Origin of the sequence: Kitasatospora sp. CMC57 (assembly GCF_045866025.2) — a bacterium.
GTDB lineage: Bacteria > Actinomycetota > Actinomycetes > Streptomycetales > Streptomycetaceae > Kitasatospora.
Map to the genome: position 1 here is coordinate 5,313,241 of NZ_AP035881.2, position 16,603 is coordinate 5,329,843.

Here is a 16,603-nt window from a genome sequence, read left to right on the forward strand (position 1 = left end):
CCTGCGCAGATACCGCGAAGCCGCTTCTTCATGATGACCACCTCCTTCTTTCGTGGTGACTATAGCCACAGGGCGCAGGGTGGTGGAAGAAAATTCTGGATATCGCCGAGGAAATACGGTTAGGGTTTCGCTCATGATGGATTCGTACGCCGATCCGGGGACTCCGGATCACCGGAGCGCCGCGCGGTACCTGTGGTGGCTGACGATGAGCCAGCGCCGCCGGGTGGCGGGCGGGGCGGTGCTCGGCACCCTCTGGATGGTCTGCCTGCTGCTGCCGCCGTACCTCATGCAGCGGGCGATCGACGACGGGCTCCAGCCGGGGCACACCGGCGCGCTGGCCGGCTGGGTGGCCGCGCTGGTCGGCGCCGCGCTGCTCAACGCCTGGCTCGGCATCATGCGACACCGCACCATGACCCGGGTCCGGATGGACGCCACCTTCCGGACCATCAAGGCCGTGGTCGCGCACTCCACCCGGCTGGGCGCCGAGCTGCCCCGCAAGGTCTCGGTCGGCGAGGTGGTCAGCATCGGGACCGGTGACGTCGCCCAGATCAGCCAGACCCTGACGATCACCGGACCCGGCGTCGGCGCGGTCATCGCGTACCTGGTGGCGGCCGCGCTGCTGCTTTCCGTATCGGTGCCGCTCGCGGTGGTCGTCCTGGTCGGCGTGCCGCTGCTCGCCGTGGTGGTCGGGCCGCTGCTGGAGCGCCTGCAGGGCGCGGAGTCCAGGTACCGCGAGCGGCAGGGCGCGCTGACCGGCCGGCTCGGCGACATCGTCGGCGGCCTGCGGGTGCTCAACGGCATCGGCGGCAAGGGGCTGCTGGCCGGGCGCTACCTGGACGGCTCCCAGGCCCTGCGGGCCGAGGGCTACCGGGTCGGCGCCGTAACCAGCTGGATCCAGGCCCTCTCGGTCGGCCTGCCCGCCCTCTTCCTCGCCCTGGTGACCTGGCTGGCCGCCCGGATGGCCGCCGACGGCACCATCACCATCGGCACCCTGGTCGCGGTCTACGGGTACGTGGCCGTCCTGGTGGTTCCCGTCTCCAACTTCATCGAGGGCGGGTACGACCTCACCCGTGGCCTGGTGGCGGCCGGCCGGGTGGTCAGGATGCTCGGGCTGCGGCCGGCCGTCGAGGACACCGTCAGCGTCCGGCCCGCTCCTGACGCACCGTCGGTCCTGCACGACGCCGAGACCGGGGTGGAGCTCGCCCCCGGCCGGCTGACCGCCATCGCGAGCGCCCGCCCGGCCGAGTCCGCGGCCGTGGTCGACCGGCTCGGCCGCTACCACGCCTCGGCCGCCACCTGGGGCGGCGTGCCACTGGCCGAGATCCCGCTGACCGAGGTCCGCGAGCGGATCGTGGTGGCCGACAACGAGGCCGACCTGTTCTCCGGACCGCTGCGGGCCGTGGTCGGAGGCCGCTCCGAGCACACCGGCTCCGCCGTCGCCCAGGCGCTTCGGGACGCCGCCGCCGAGGACATCGTGCAGGCACTGCCCGAGGGTCTGGACACCCCCGTCCAGGCCCAGGGCAGCAACCTCTCCGGCGGTCAGCGCCAACGGCTGCGGATGGTCCGCGCCCTGCTGGCGGACCCCGAGGTGCTGCTGCTGGTCGAACCCACCTCCGCGGTGGACGCCCACACCGAGGCGGCCATGGCCGCCGGGCTGCGCCGCGCCCGGGCCGGCCGCACCACCGGCCTGACCTCCACCTCACCGGTCCTGCTGGAGCAGGCCGACACCGTCTGCTACCTGGTTGACGGCCGACTGGCCGCGGCGGGTCCGCACCGGGCGCTGCTCGCCTCGGAGCCCGGCTACCGCGCGCTGGTGGCGCGCGGCGACCACGAGTCCGCCACCGAGTCCACTCCCGCCGAGGAGGCCGTCCGATGACCGCCCAGACCGAGACCGCCGCCGGGCGGCTCCCGATCGCCGGGGCCGCCGAGGTCCGCCGGGCCGCCGTGCACCTGGTGCGCCAGGACGGCCGGGCGGTCGCCGCGATGCTGACCCTCAACGGGCTGGCCGCGGCGGCCGGACTGGGCGGCCCCTGGCTGCTCGGCCGGATCATCGACGACGTCCGGGGCGGGGCCGGGGCCGGACACGTCGACCGGCTGGCCCTGGGCATCCTCTGTTTCGCCGTCGCCCAGCTGCTGCTCGGCCGGTTCGCCCGGTACGCCGCGCACCGGTTCGGCGAGCGGACCCTGGCCCGGATCCGCGAGCGCTTCGTCGAGCGTTCCCTCGCACTGCCCGCATCGGTGGTCGAACGCGCGGGCACCGGCGACCTGTTGACCCGCGGCACCGCCGACGTCGCCACGGTCGGAACCACCCTGCGCGACGCCGGCCCCGAGGTCTCGGTCGCGCTGGTCCAGGTCCTGCTGATCCTGGTCGCCATGCTGGTGGTCAACCCCCTGCTCGGCCTCTGCGGGCTCCTCTGCCTCTCCGGGATCTGGTTCGCCGCCCGCTGGTACCTGCGCCGCGCCCACAGCGGCTACCTCGCGGAGGGCGCCGCCAACTCCGCGTTGGCCGAGATCCTCACCTCCACCGCGGCCGGTGCCCGCACCGTCGAGGCGCTCAGCCTGCAGCAGCGCCGGATCACCGCCGCCGCCGAGGCGGTCGAGCGCTGCCGGGCCACCCGTACCCACACCCTCAATCTGCGCACCGTGCTCTTTCCGGTGGTCGAGTTCTCGTACGTCGCCCCGGTGGCCGGCATCCTGCTGCTCGGCGGTGCCCTACGCGGCACCGGCACCGTCAGCACCGGCGCGGTGGTGGCGTGTGCCCTCTACTTCTGGAAGCTCTCCGAGCCGCTGGACAAGGTCCTGCTCTGGCTCGACCAACTCCAGCGCAGCAACGCCTCCTTCGCCCGCGTCGAGGGCGTCGGCCGGGTGGACGTTCCGGTCGTGGCGGCTGCCGGGCAGCCGGTCGACGACCGGATCGACGTGGTCGGCGTCCGGTACGCCTACCAGGGCGAGCGGGACGTGCTGCACGGCGTCGACCTCACCGTACGGCCGGGCGAGCGGCTTGCCGTGGTGGGCCCCTCCGGTGCCGGGAAGTCCACCCTGGGCCGCCTGCTGGCCGGGGCCGAGACGCCCCGGACCGGCCGGGTGACGGTCGGTCAGGTGCCGGTGGCCGAGCTCGACCCGGCGCAACTGCGCCGGCACGTGGTGCTGGTCACCCAGGAGCACCACGTCTTCCTCGGCACGCTCCGGGACAACCTGCTGATGGCCGCGCCCACCGCGACCGACCAGGAGCTGCACGCCGTGCTGGCGGCCGTACACATCGACTGGGCGGACGAGCTGCCGGACGGCCTGGACACCGAACTCGGTGCCGGCGGCCACCGCCTGGACGCCCAGCAGGCGCAACAGCTGGCACTGGCCCGCGTCGTCCTGGCGGACCCGCACACGCTGATCCTGGACGAGGCGACCTCGCTGCTCGATCCGGCCACCGCCCGGCACACCGAGCGTTCGTTGGCGGCCGTGCTGGAGGGCCGCACGGTGATTGCCATCGCCCACCGCCTGCACACCGCGCACGACGCGGACCGGGTCGCGGTCATGGACGGCGGTCGGGTAACCGAACTGGGTAGCCACACCGAGCTGTTGGCGGCCGACGGCGGCTACGCGGCGCTGTGGAGGTCCTGGCACGGCGCCTGATCCCGCCGCACTCCGCCGCACCCCGAATCCCTCCCCACCAGTAGGAGAACCACCCCATGCACCCGGCACCCCCGCAGACCGCCCAGAGCTGGGTCCGGCCGATCCCCGGCCGGACCCAGCCCGGAGCCCTCCGGCTCTTCTGCTTCCCGTACGCCGGGGCCGGTGCCTCGGTGTTCCGTGAGTGGGGCGCCGGGCTACCGGAGGGGGTGGAGGCCTTCGCGGTACAGCTGCCGGGCCGCGAGGACCGCTTCTTCGACCAGCCGATCGCGGACCTGGACGAGCTGCTGGACGCCCTCGTCCCGGCCCTGCTTCCGTACCTGGACCGGCCGTTCGCCTTCTTCGGGCACAGCATGGGTGCCATCGTCAGCTGGGAGCTGGCCCGCCGGCTGCAGCGCGAGCAGGGCCTGGAGCCGGTCCGGGTGGTCGTCTCCGGCTGTCGGGCGCTGCCCGCCCACGAGTCCCGCAAGCTCAGCGAACTCGACCTCTCCGACCAGGAGTTGGTCAACGAACTGCGCCGCCTCAACGGCACCCCCGAGGAGCTGCTGCAGAACCCGGACTTCGTCACCTTCATCCTGCCGACCTTCCGGGCCGACCTCTCGCTGTTCGCCGGCTACGTCTACCGGTCGGGCGATCCGCTCGGCTGCCCGATCTCCGCCTTCGGCGGCGACGCGGACCCCCGGGTCTCGGTGGAGCACCTGGACGGGTGGGCCGGGCTGACCACCGGCCGTACCGAGGTGGAGGTCTTCCCCGGCGGTCACCTCTTCCTCAACTCCGAGCGGGAGGCCGTGCTCCGGAGCATCTCCCGGGCACTTCCGGCCGTCGGCCACTGACCAGTACGTCATTTCGAAACGAGGGGGCTCGCGTGCAGACAGTGTGGAGCGCCGTCCAGGCCCAGGCGGAGCGGACGCCCGGGGCCGTGGCCGCGCGGGCCGAACGGATCTACAGCTACCGGGACATCGCCGCGCTGGTCGCCGGCCTCGGTGAGCGGATCGCGCGACGTGTCCGGCCGGGCTCGCTGGTGGCGCTGGACGCCGCCGGGCGGCTGAGCGGGGCCGTCGGCATCCTCGCCGCGAACGCGGCGGGCTGCGCCGTGCTGCCGCTCGACCGGCAGAGCCCGCCGGCCAGGACTGCCCGGGTGTTGGCGGACGCCCGCCCGGCCCTGCTGCTGCGCGAGCTGGCCGAGGGCGAGTTCGCCTTCGAGCAGGACGGCCTGCCGGGGCCGCCGAGGCGGCAGGACCTGGGCGAGATCGCCTACGTCCTGTACACCTCCGGGTCCACCGGGCAGCCCAAGGGCGTCATGGTGGGCCACCGGGCGCTGGCCGACCGGCTGGCCGGCCTGGCCGAACTGCCGGGTCTCGCGGCCGGTGAGAGCGTGCTGGCGATGACCGCGCTCTCCTTCGACATCTCGCTGGCGGAGCTGCTGCTGCCGCTGACCGTGGGGGCCTCCTTCACCGCCGTCCCGGAGGAGACCAGGGCGGACCCGTTCGCCTTCGCGGAGCTGGTGGCGGCGGCCGCGCCGGACGTCATCCAGGCCACCCCCAGCTTCTGGCGGATGCTCACCGCTTCGGGCTGGTCAGGTGCCCCCGGCACCCGGCTGTGGACCGGCGGGGAGCCGCTCACCCCTGGCCTGGCCCGCGGGCTCCTGCCGGCCGGTTCCGAGCTCTGGAACCTCTACGGCCCGACCGAGGCCACCATCTGGGTCACCGCGGCGAGGATCACCTCCGCCGAGCGGATCACGCTCGGGGAGCCGTTGGCCGGAGTGGGCCTGCGCATCGACGACAGCGGTGAACTCCTGCTGTACGGAACAGGACTGGCGCACGGCTACCTCGACCGGGAGGAGCTGACGGCGGAGCGCTTCCCGGTCGGCGGCAGCTCCGAGGGCCGGGTCTACCGCACCGGGGACCGGGTCCGGCGGGGGGCGGACGGCGCGCTGGAGTTCCTCGGCCGGTTGGACAGCCAGGTCAAGCTGCGCGGGCACCGGATCGAGCTCGGCGAGGTGGAGGCCGTCCTCGAGGAGCACCCGGACGTCTCCCAGGCCGTCGTGCTGGTCCAGGACGCCGACCGGCCCGAACTCGCTGCCCTGGTGGCCTTCGTGGTGCGGCGGGACGGGGCAGCCCTCCAGGGTTGGCTGGCGGAGCGGCTGCCGCCGAGCCACCGGCCGGCCAGGATCACGGAGCTCCCCGAGTTGCCCCGCACCACGGCCGGCAAGGTCGACCGGGTCGGGCTGGCCGCCACGCTGGCCGCCGGCGGCCAGGACTCCGGGCCCGCCGCGGTGCCCGCCGCCGGGGACGTCCGCGCCCTGGTGGCCGAGGCCTGGCGGCGCACACTGGCTGCGGACCCGGCCGACGGGGACGTCAACTTCTTCGATGCGGGCGGCAATTCGGCCCTGCTGGCCGTCCTCCAGAAGCAGCTCTCCGACGGCCTCGGTGTCCGGGTGGCGATCCGGGACATCTTCCGCAACCCGACCGTCGCCGGGCTGGCCGACCACATCATCCGTTCGAAGGTGCCGCGTTGAACCTTTACTGCATTCCCTACGCCGGGTGTTCGGCCCGCGTCTACGACGCGTGGCGGCAGTACCTCCCGGACGGCGTCACGCTGGTGCCGCTGGAGCTCCCGGGCCGGGGCTCGCGCTGCGTGGACGAGCCGGTCGACGAGCTGGCACCGCTGCTCGCGGACCTGCGTCGGCAGGTCGACCCGGACACGCCCTACGTGCTGTTCGGCCACAGCTACGGCGCCTTGATCGCCTTCGAGCTGGCGAAGCGGCTGCGCGCCGACGGCGCCCCGGAGCCCGTCGCGCTGCTGGTCTCGGCCAGCCGCGCTCCCCGGCTGCTGGGGGCCGACGCGGACACCCACCTGCTCACCGACGCCGAACTCACTGCGCGGCTGGCCGCGTTGGGCGGCACTCCGGCCGAGCTGCTGGAGAACGAGGAGCTGATGGAGATCTACCTCCCCGTCATCCGCGCCGACTACCGGATCCTCGGCGAGTACGGCACGGGCACCCCGGGCACGGTCGGCTGCCCGGTGGTGGCCCTCCACGGGTCCGCCGACGAGGAGGCGGACCGGGCCGCGGCCGAGGTCTGGGCCGAGTACACCGAAGGTCCGTTCCGGACCGCGGAGATCCAGGGGGACCACTTCTTCCTGCACTCCGCCGAACGCGAGCTGGTGGCCGCCGTCGCGGCGGTCTGCACGAAGGGTGAGACGAGATGAGCCTGACCACCGCACCGGTGACCTTCGGTCAGCTGTCGGTCATCCGTGACCTGGAGCTGTCGGCCCCGGACGAGCAGAGCGACGGCAACCTGACCGCCGTGTACCCGCTGCCGGACGGCACCACCGCCGAGGCGGCCACCACTGCCTGGTCGGCCCTGGTCGAGCGGCACGAGGCGCTGCGCACGGTCTACGACCGGGCCCCGGCCGAGCCGTTGCAGACCGTCCAGCCCTTCCGGCCGTTCCGGCTCGACCGGGTGGAGCTCCCGGACGGCAGCCGGGCGAGCGCCGAGGTCCTGGCCGAGGAGATGGCCGCGCGCGAGATCCGGGTGGAGACCGAGCACTCCTGGCGCGCCGTCGTCGCCACGCACGCCGGGACACCCAGCCACCTGGTCTGCGTCCTGCACCACCTGGCGGTCGACGCCGCCGCCTGCGCACTGCTGGAGGCGGAGCTGCGCACTCTGCTGGCGGGTGGCTCGCTCGGCACGCAGCCGGTGCCGCAGCCGGTCCAACTCGCACTGGCCCAGCGCGCGCAGGAGCGGCAGCGGAGGCGGACCGTCGAGTACTGGTTGAAGGCATGGGAAGGGTTCGTGGAAGAGGACAGGACGGCCGGGGACACCAGCCCCCGGGTCAGGGCGGGCCTCTACTCCGAGGCCGCCATGACCGCCGCCCTGCGGCTCTCCGAGCGGCTGCGGATCTCCGTCCAGTCCGTCGTGCTGGGGGCCTCGGCCATCGCCCTGTTCCGGCTGAAGGGCCGTCAGCGGGTCACCTTCGGCCTGGTGGCCGGCAACCGGAACGACCCCCGCTGGGACACCCTGGTCTCCAGCCTGAACCAGCTCGCCCCGATGACCGTCGCGGCCGAGCCGGGGGCCCACCCGGACGAGGTGCTGCGCTCGGTCTACCGGGCCGGTCTCGAACGGCTGCTGCACGGCAGCTACAGCATGGACGAGCTGCGCGAGCGGCTGACCGCGGTCGGCCACCCGAACCCCGACCCGGTGCTGTTCGGTTGCTACTTCAACTTCCTCGGCGAGATCGCCGAGACCCCGGAGCCCGGATCGCCGCTCCTGGACGGCATCGAATGGGCACCCACCGCCTGGCAGGCGAGCCCGGGCTTCAACCTCCGGGTGGCGACCGGTGCGGGGCTGCAGCTGTCGCTGACCACCAGCCGGGACTACCTCGCGCCCGAACTCACCGGAGCGTACCTGGCGGCGGTCGAAGCCGTCCTGGTCCGCACCGCGGACGGAGCGCCGGACACCTTGGACCAGATCGACCACGCCCCGCTGCGCCGGGTCGACCAGTATCCGGGGAGTGAGAAGTGACGACAGGTCAGGCACTGCGCTGCCCCTACTCCGGCGACGACCGTGCGGTGGCCGACCCCTGCGCCGACTACCTCCCGCTGCGGGAGGAGGAGCCGGTCCGCTGGGACGAGGACCTGGAGGTCTGGATCGTCTCCGGCTTCCGGGAGACGACCGCCCTGCTGCGCCACCCCGCCCTGTCGGCCGCCTGGCCACGCCGCGACGGCACCACCACGCTGCACCGCGACGGCGAGGGCGGCGGCCGGGCCGCGGAGGTGGTCCGCCGGTGGTTCATGTTCAACGACGATCCCGAGCACGCGGCGGCCCGCCGGATCGTCGCCCCGCTCTTCGCGGCCGACCGGATCGCCGCGATGCGGCCGGCCGTGGAGGCGCTGGTCGACGAGCTCCTGGCGGGGCGGCCGAACGGCCTCGAGGTGATGGCGGACCTCGCCGTCCCGCTCTCCAGCCGGGTCATCTGCCGGATCCTCGGCCTGCCCGCGGAGGTCGCCCCCCGGCTGCACGCCTGGGCACCCGACATCGCGGCGCTGCTGATCGCGGACTACCTGCCCGATGTCAGGACCAGGGGTCACCGCGCCCTCCAGGAGATCGCGGACGTGGTGGACGGGACGCTGCGCTCAGACGTCCCGGACGGCACCGGGCTTGCCCTGCTGAGCGATGCCCACCGCGCGGGCCTGATCGAGCAGGCCGACATCTGGGCCACCGCGAGCCTGCTGATCTACGCCGGCTTCGAGACCACCTCGACCTTCATCGGCAAGGCCGTCCGGGCCGCGCTGCACACCGGCGGCTGGGCGGGCCTGCGGAGCGGCGAACCGGCCTCCGTGGTCGACGAGTTGCTTCGCTTCGACACTTCCGTCCAGCAGGTGGCCCGGATCGCCACCGGCCAGGTGGAGGTGGCCGGCCACCTGATCGCGGAAGGCGACCTTGTGCTGCTGATGCTCGGGGTGGCCAACCGCGACCCGGCCGTCTTCCCCGAGCCGGACGTGCTGGACCACGGCCGGGAGATCCGACGGCACCTCACCTTCGGCTACGGCGCGCACTACTGCCTCGGGGCGGGGCTGGCCCGACTGGAGTCCGAGATCGTGCTGGAGCGCCTCACCGCCCGCTGGACGCAGCTGCTCCCGGACGGTCCACCGGTGACCAGGCAGCACTTCGGTATCACCGTGCTGGAGCGCCTCGCGGTGCGCGGCGCCGTCTCCTGACAGCCGAACGCCGAACCCTGAAAAGAGAGTTGGCATGACACCAAGCAGCAGCCGAGCCCCGGAGCCGTCCGGCCCCCGGCTGATCCACGAGGCGGTGGCCGGGCACGCCCTACGCCACCCCGACCGGATCGCGGTGCGCCAGGGCGCCCTCGGGGTGACCTACCGGGAACTGGACCTGGCCGCCGGGGACCTGGCCGCCGGCCTGCACGCGGCCGGGGTCGGCCCGGGAACGCGGGTGCCGTTGCTGATGTCGCGTTCCCCCCGCTTCGTGGCGGTCGTGCTGGCGGTCCTCAAGTGCGGGGCCGCGTACGCCGTGCTGGACCCGTCCTGGCCCGAGGAGCGGCTGCGCTCGGTCATCGGGCAGCTGGCGCCGCCGGTGCTGGTGGCGGAGCACCCGGTGGACCTGGGTGTCCCGTGCTGGGACGGCCTGCCCTCCTCGCCCGGGGAGGCGGCCCGGCGCGGCCGGCCCGCTCCCGTGGTGGAGCTGGGCCCGGAGGCGGCGGCCGCCGTCTTCTTCACCTCCGGCAGCACCGGCACGCCCAAGGGCGTGGTCTCCCCGCACCGGGCGGCCGTCCGGCTGTTCGGACCCGGCTCGTTCGCGGACTTCGGCCCTGGTCACACCACGGCCGGGGTCAGCTCGCTGTACTGGGACGCCCTGACCCTCGAGGTGGTGGGCCCGCTGGTGAGCGGCGGGACGGTCGCGCTGATGGAGGGGGAGTACCTGCTGCCCGACGGCCTGGCGCGGCTGGTGAGGGAGCAGGGCGTGGACACCGCATGGCTGACCTCCTCGCTGTTCAACATGTTCGTGGACGAGGACCTCTCCTGCTTCGACGGCATGCGCCAACTGCTCATCGGTGGCGAGCGGGTGTCGCAGCACCACATCCGCAAGTTCCTCACCCGCCATCCTTCGGTCCGGCTGGTCAACGGCTACGGTCCGGCCGAGGCCTGCGTCTTCGCGACCACCCACCCGGTCGTCCTGGCCGACACCGACCTGCCGGGTGGCATCCCGATCGGCCGGGTGGTCCCCGAGACGGCCGTACACCTGCTGGACGGCGACCGGCCCTGCGGCCCGGGGGAGACCGGCGAGATCTGCGTGGCCGGGGCCGGCCTCGCGGAGGGGTACCTGGGCCGCCCGGAGGAGACCGCCGCCCGCTTCGTCACGGTCGGGCTGGACGGTACGCCGACCCGGGTCTACCGGACCGGGGACCTGGGCCTGACGACGCCCGACGGGGTGCTGCATTACCGGGGGCGGGCCGACCGCCAGGTGAAGATCCGCGGCTACCGGATCGAACCCCAGGAGATCGAGAACGCCTGCCTCGCGCTGCCCTCGGTGGAGCGCGCGGCGGCGGTCCCGGTGCCGGGCGAGGACGGCGCGCTGTCCCGGATGGCGCTCTTCTACGTCCGGGGGCCCCACGCCGCCCCGTTCACCGAGGCGGCGCTCCGCAGCGAACTGGCCGTCACCTTGCCGGCCCACTGCATGCCGGCCGAACTACGGGAGTTGGCGGACCTGCCGCTCACCCCCAACGGCAAGGTCGACACCCGCGCCCTGCTGGCCGGCCTCGACAGGGCGGCCGTCCCGGAGGACCCCGGGACGGAGCCGACCGGTCCCGACCGCGATGGCCCCGCCCCTCAGGGCCTCGACCCGCTGGGCGTCGCCCGTGCGGAGTACGCCCGGGTCGTCGGCCCGCAGGCGGAGCCGGAGGCCAGGTTCGCGAGCCTGGGCGGAACCTCCTTGGACGCGCTGAGGCTGTGCGCGCGGACGGCAGCACGGACCGGCCTGGCGATCTCGGCCTCCGCCTTCCTGGCCGAGCCGACCCTCAACGGCTTGCTGGCGCTGGTCGGTTCGGCCGCCGAGACGGCGCGGGGCCGCCCGGCTGAGGGGACCACGCCGGTCGAGGATGACGGTGAGTTGGTGCTGAGCGGCGTCCAGGCGGACTTCTGCCTGCGGCACGAGCTGTTCCCGGACGACCCGTCAGCCGTCTGTCAGGTGGCCTGGCGGGTCTCGGGAGAAGTGCACGTCCCGGCGCTGGAAGCCGCGTTGAACGACCTCCACCAGCGCCACGAGGGTCTCAGGGCGGCCTATCGGGTCGAGGACGACCCGGTGGCGGTGCTGTCGGGGCCGGGCCGGTCGATTCAGGTCGAGACGGTCACCGAGGACGGCTTCGACCGGGCGCTGGCCCGGCCGCTGCGGATCGAGGTCGGCGAGGTCTGGCGCTGCGTCCGCACCGACTCCGGACTGCTCGGCCTGGCCGTGCACCACGTGTCCTTCGACGGCTGGTCCCAGGCGCTGCTCACCGCCGATCTGGCGCACGCCTACGCGGCGCGGGCCCTGGGCGCAGCGCCGGTGTTCGCCGAGACCTCCCCCGGACTTCGGCAGCTGGCCGAGGAGGAGGCCGCGTTGCGCAGCCCTGCCGTCCATGACGGGCAACTCCGCTACTGGAGATCGACGTTGGCGGGGCTACCGGAGCTGAACTTCCCGCTGCCGACCGGTGCACGGACGGCGGACGAAACCGTGGAGCCGGTCACCTTCACCGTCGACCCGGCCACCGTCGCCGCGCTCTCCGGGCTGGCCCGGGAGGCCGGGGCCACGCTGTTCGCTCCGCTGGTGGCCTGCTACGCCGCCGCGCTGGCCGAGGTGCTGGGGCAGCGCGACTTCGGCATCGGGGTGCCGGTGGCCCGTAGGTTCGGCCGGCACGCGGTCCGGGCGGTCTCCTGCCTGGTGGACACCCTCTGCCTACGGCTGCCGGTGCCGGCCGGGGGCCGTACCCCGCAGGACGCGCTGCTCGCCGCCCTCCCTGTGGTGACGGCGGCGCTGGCCCGCCAGGACGTGCGGTTCGCCGACGTGGTCCGGGAGACGCGGCCGCCGAGGACCGGCCGCAATCCGCTCTACCAGACCCTGTTCGCCTACCAGGGCAACGAGGACGTGCCGCTCGCGCTACCGGGCTGCACCGTCCAGCCGCACACACCGGCCGCCGTGCCGGCCATGAACGAACTGGTTTGTGAGGTTTGGCCGTTGCCCTCCGGGGGTCTGCGGGTGGACCTCACCCACCAGGACCACCGGGTCGGCAGGGACGTGGTGGAGCGCGTCGCCCGGGCGTACCAGGAACTGCTTGCCGGGGATAGGAGTGATCTTTCATGCAGGACAGCTTGAATGAGCGGACGGTGCTCCGGCTGCTCCGCGCGGTCGTCGAGGCACAGCCGGACGCGACTGCCATCGAGTGTGGTGACCGACGGCTGACGTACGGTCAGCTGTGGAGCGCCGCAGCAGTGGTGGCCGGGCGCATCCGGCGGGCCGAGGGCTACCGGAACGGTGCCCTGGTCGGCCTGCTCTTCGATCGCGGTACCGAGGGCATCGTCGCGCAGCTGGGCTGCTGGCTCGCTGGGGCGGCGTACCTGCCGCTCGACCCGGCACTGCCGGACGGCAGGATCGGGTCGATCCTGCGGGATGCCCGGCCGCTCGCCGTGCTGGCTCAGGACGGACCGGCCACACGGGTGCCCGCCGGGGTGCCGGTGCTCGACGGCGCCGGGGACGTCCCGGCGGAGGAGCCCACGGCGGAGTTCGAGCCGGCCGAACTGGCCTACGTCATCTACACCTCCGGCTCGACCGGCACGCCCAAGGGCGTCGAGGTCGGGCACCCGGGCCTGGCGAACCTGGTGGCCTGGCACCTGGCGGCCTACGGCGCCGGGCCCGGGGCGCGGGTCGGGGCGTTCGCCGGGCTGGGCTTCGACGCGACGGTATGGGAGGTCTGGGCGGCGCTGGCCGGAGGGGCCACGCTGGTCCTGCCCACCGAGCTGATGCTGGTCGACAGCGCGGTGATCGCGGGGTTCATCGAGGACAGCGCCATCACGCACTGCTTCCTGAGCACCCCACTCGCCGAGCAGCTGTTCGCCCTGCCGACCCCGCCGGCCGGCCTGGCCGTCCTGCTGACCGGCGGGGACCGCCTGCGGCTGACTCCCCCCGCCGACTTCCCGGCCGCGGTGCACAACCACTACGGGCCGACCGAGGCCACCGTGGTCACCACGGCGAGCGGGGACCTGCGCCGCCGCACCGCCGAGGGCACGCCGGTGATCGGACGCGCCATCACCGGCGCTAAGGTCAGGCTGGTGGACGAGGACGGTGCCGAGGTCACCGAGCCTGGCCTACCGGGGGAGCTGCTGATCGGCGGCGAGGTGCTGGCCCTCGGCTACCGCCACGACCCCGGGCTGACCGCCCGCAAGTTCGCCGTCGACGGCGACGGGAACCGCTGGTACGCCTCCGGCGACACCTGCCGCTGGACGGCCGGCGGCGAGCTGGAGTTCGTCGAGCGCAGGGACGCCCAGGTCAGCATTCGTGGCCACCGGGTGGAGCCGGCCGAGATCGAGCAGGGGATGCTCGCCGTCGCGGGCGTGGAGCAGGCGGCCGTCGTGCACCTGGCGGACCAGGACGGCGGTTCGCTGCGCGCGTTCTTCAGCGGGCGGGCCGAACCGTCCGAGGTCCGGGCCGAACTGACCCGCAGGCTGCCCGCCTACATGCTCCCCGCCGGGCTGGTCAGGCTGGACGCGCTGCCGCTGACCCCGAACGGAAAGATCGACCGCACGGCGCTGCTGGCGGCCCCGGCCGAGGAAGCGCAGAGCGCTCCGGCCGGGCACGCCTCGCCCGACAGTACCGAGGGGCGGATCGCCGCGATCTGGGGCGAGCTCACCGGGAGCCTGCCCGGCCCCCGGGACAGCTTCTTCGAGATCGGCGGGCACTCGCTGATCGCCGCCCGGGCGGTCTCCCGGACGCGGGAGCAGTTCGGCATCAAGATCGGGCTGCAGACCATCTTCAACCACCCCGTCCTCGCGGACTTCTCCGCCAGGGTCGACGAGGCCGTCAGGAGCGCGCAGTGAACCAGGACGGACTGATGCCGGACCAACGCCCGCTCGTGGTGCTGGAGTTCGGCAACGAGATGCCGCCGAGGACGTTCGGCGCCGTCCTTCCCGACGGCCGGCAGGAGCGGACCGTCAGGATCGACCCGCTGCACTATCCCGGCCTGGCCGACGGCGTGGCCGGCACCGCCGAGCAGGCCGCCCACTGGGCCGAGCGGATCACCGCCGCCGGGCCGTTGCCGGTCGCGGTGCTGGCCTACTGCTCGGCCGCCGGGCTGGCCGCCGAGCTGGTCCGGGCGCTGCCCGGGGAGGTCCCGCTGGTCCTGTTCGACCCGGCACCGGCCGACCCGGCGGCCCCGCAGGAGTTGCTGGAGGAACTCGCCCTGGCCATGGACGAGTCGGCCGAGGTGCCGGACCTCGGCGGCCGACCGGCCGCCGAGGCGCTCGCCCTGGCCAGCTCCTTCCTGCTCTCGGTGGTGCTCGGCTGCTCGCCCGAGCTGGACGAGGAGATCCTGGCCGAGCTGACCGAGGGTCAGCGGGCCTGGCTGAGCTTCACCCTGACCGCGGCCGTCCCACCGCCGGTCCCGCCGGCCCCCCGGCACGTCCTGCTGAGCGAGGCGCTGGACTGGACCGGCTCCGGCCGGGTGCACCGGTTCGAGGTGACGGCCGAGGAGCTGTTCCGCGCGCCCGAGGTCAAGGCCCTGCTCACCGAGGTGCTGGCCGTCGCGGAGAGGGAAGAGCCGTGCTCCCTGCCTTCGTAGAGCGCGACGCGGTGGACGCCCTGGTCGCGGCCCAGTGGTCGCGGATCCTGGGGGAGCCCCCCGCCGCGCTGGACGCCGACTTCTTCGCTTCCGGAGGCACCTCACTCAAGGCGGCCCGGCTGGCCGGTGCGCTGCGCGGCGCCTCCGGCGTCAAGGTCACCCTCCAGCAGGTGTACCGGCTGCGCACCTTTGAGGGGATCGGCTCCGCGCTGCGGGAGGACGGCGCCGCCGGCGACGGACGGCTGGTCACCCTCAATGCGGTCGGTGCCGGGGCACCGCTGCTGTTGGTGCCCGCAGCCAGCGGTGGGGTGGTCGGGCTGCACCGGTTCGGCGGCAGCCCGGTCGACCGGCCGGTGCACGGACTCCAGGCCCGCGGCCTGGATCCTCAGGACGGCCCGCCCAGCAGTGAACTGGCCGAGCAGGTGGCAGAGTTCGCCGAGGCCCTGGAAGCCTCGGAGCTGCCGCGCCGGCTGCACCTGGCCGGCTACTGCGTCGGCGGCATCCTCGCCTACGAGCTGGCGCGGACCCTGGCGGACCGGGGCTGGGAGATCGCCTCGCTGGTGCTGCTCAACACCTCCCTTTACTGCCCGCCGCTCACCGTCGAAGAGGGCATGCGGGAGAAGCTGCGGCAGATCGCCGCCGACGCCGACCTGCCTGCCGAGGTGGCCGAGCAGGGCGCCGAGGCGGTGCTCCGCGCGCTCGGCACCGGTGAGGAGCGGGCCGAATTCGATGCCCGGGTCCGGGTGTTCGGCTCGGTTGCCGCGGCGATCTCGGGCTTCGCCCCGGCACCGGCCGATTTCCCGGTCCGGCTGTTCTCCACCGAGGATCGGGACGACCCCGCCGACATCGCCGCCACCCCCGGTCCGGTGACCGACTGGCCGGATCTCGGCCTGCCGGACTACCGCCAGTACCCGGTGTCCGTGGATCACTTCGAGATGATCAACCACGCACCCACCCTGGAGGCGGTCGAGAACGTGCTGGCGGAGCTCGACCGGCCCGGGCCGTGATCACCCTGATGCCGCCCGGTGTGGAGGTGGCGGAGGCCCACGGGGACCTGCCTGGGGCCCGGTTGCTCGGGGCGGAGGCCGAGGCGGTCATGCGGTCCCCGGCCGCCAGACGCCTGGAGTTCGCCACCGTCAGGCACTGCGCCCGGACCGCCCTCGGCCGGCTCGGCGTCCCGCCGGTGCCGATCCCCCGGGGGGCGGCCGGGGCGCCGCAGTGGCCGACCGGCGTGGTGGGCAGCATGACCCACTGCCCCGGCTACCGCGCCGCCGTGGCGGCTCGGGCGGGGACGTACCTGTCCCTGGGCATCGACGCGGAGCTGCACCGGCCGCTGCCGGAGGGGAGCCTGCGCCTGATCGCCTCGGCGGCCGAGCGGCGTCACCTGGCTGAGCTCGGCGGCCGGGACCCGGGGGTGCACTGGGACGCGCTGCTCTTCGCGGTCAAGGAGAGCGTCTACAAGGCCTGGTACCCGCTGGGCGGCACCGTGCTCGGCTTCGCCGACGCGGAGGTGGCCTTCGACCCCGGAGCGGGTGCCTTTCGCGCGGTGCTGCCGGACCACGCGCCGATGGCCTTCGAGGGGCGCTGGCGGGTGGTGGACGGAATGGTTCGTGTGGCGACCGTGGTGCCTTTCCTGTCCCAGTAG

Annotated in this window: 12 protein-coding genes; all 12 read left to right on the top strand. The window is 74.0% G+C overall.

All coding sequences use genetic code 11. The annotated features are described in order from the left end of the window. Nucleotides 1-133: 133 nt before the first annotated feature. Genes ACKUU6_RS23820 through ACKUU6_RS23875 form a run of 12 tightly spaced genes read left to right on the top strand, consistent with a single transcriptional unit; the run spans nucleotide 134 to nucleotide 16,603 of the window. Nucleotides 134-1,876 carry an ABC transporter transmembrane domain-containing protein gene (locus ACKUU6_RS23820; protein ID WP_407990598.1) on the top strand — a complete coding sequence of 581 codons (1,743 nt, stop codon included), beginning with the start codon at nucleotides 134-136 and terminating at the stop codon, nucleotides 1,874-1,876. Continuing rightward, a complete protein-coding gene (locus ACKUU6_RS23825) occupies nucleotides 1,873-3,630 on the top strand; it encodes an ABC transporter ATP-binding protein (protein ID WP_407990599.1) in 1,758 nt (585 codons plus the stop codon). The genes ACKUU6_RS23820 and ACKUU6_RS23825 overlap by 4 nt, the downstream gene beginning before the upstream one ends. A 56-nt stretch (nucleotides 3,631-3,686) precedes the next feature. Further along, entirely contained in the window at nucleotides 3,687-4,460 is a 774-nt protein-coding gene (locus tag ACKUU6_RS23830; RefSeq protein WP_407990600.1) for a thioesterase II family protein, read from the top strand. Nucleotides 4,461-4,492: 32 nt separating this feature from the next. Further along, nucleotides 4,493-6,145, top strand: coding sequence for a non-ribosomal peptide synthetase (locus ACKUU6_RS23835; protein WP_407990601.1), 1,653 nt, complete (start codon nucleotides 4,493-4,495; stop codon nucleotides 6,143-6,145). After that, a complete protein-coding gene (locus ACKUU6_RS23840; RefSeq protein WP_407990602.1) occupies nucleotides 6,142-6,837 on the top strand; it encodes a thioesterase II family protein in 696 nt (231 codons plus the stop codon). Before ACKUU6_RS23835 ends, ACKUU6_RS23840 begins: the two co-directional genes overlap by 4 nt. Next, the gene (locus ACKUU6_RS23845; protein ID WP_407990603.1) at nucleotides 6,834-8,153 is read left to right on the top strand and encodes a condensation domain-containing protein; all 1,320 of its coding nucleotides are present in this window, start codon (nucleotides 6,834-6,836) and stop codon (nucleotides 8,151-8,153) included. The genes ACKUU6_RS23840 and ACKUU6_RS23845 overlap by 4 nt, the downstream gene beginning before the upstream one ends. Further along, entirely contained in the window at nucleotides 8,150-9,349 is a 1,200-nt protein-coding gene (locus tag ACKUU6_RS23850; RefSeq protein WP_407990604.1) for a cytochrome P450, read from the top strand. The genes ACKUU6_RS23845 and ACKUU6_RS23850 overlap by 4 nt, the downstream gene beginning before the upstream one ends. Nucleotides 9,350-9,383: 34 nt before the next feature. Next, nucleotides 9,384-12,500, top strand: coding sequence for an amino acid adenylation domain-containing protein (locus ACKUU6_RS23855; protein WP_407990605.1), 3,117 nt, complete (start codon nucleotides 9,384-9,386; stop codon nucleotides 12,498-12,500). Then, a complete protein-coding gene (locus ACKUU6_RS23860; RefSeq protein WP_407990606.1) occupies nucleotides 12,485-14,218 on the top strand; it encodes a non-ribosomal peptide synthetase in 1,734 nt (577 codons plus the stop codon). Before ACKUU6_RS23855 ends, ACKUU6_RS23860 begins: the two co-directional genes overlap by 16 nt. After that, complete coding sequence (locus ACKUU6_RS23865; protein ID WP_407990607.1) at nucleotides 14,215-14,958, top strand: hypothetical protein; 744 nt, start codon at nucleotides 14,215-14,217, stop codon at nucleotides 14,956-14,958. Before ACKUU6_RS23860 ends, ACKUU6_RS23865 begins: the two co-directional genes overlap by 4 nt. Next, nucleotides 14,940-15,965: a thioesterase domain-containing protein gene (locus ACKUU6_RS23870; protein ID WP_407990608.1), complete on the top strand. Its 1,026-nt coding sequence runs from the start codon at nucleotides 14,940-14,942 to the stop codon at nucleotides 15,963-15,965. Before ACKUU6_RS23865 ends, ACKUU6_RS23870 begins: the two co-directional genes overlap by 19 nt. Next, the gene (locus ACKUU6_RS23875) at nucleotides 15,962-16,603 is read left to right on the top strand and encodes a 4'-phosphopantetheinyl transferase family protein (protein WP_408649640.1); all 642 of its coding nucleotides are present in this window, start codon (nucleotides 15,962-15,964) and stop codon (nucleotides 16,601-16,603) included. The genes ACKUU6_RS23870 and ACKUU6_RS23875 overlap by 4 nt, the downstream gene beginning before the upstream one ends.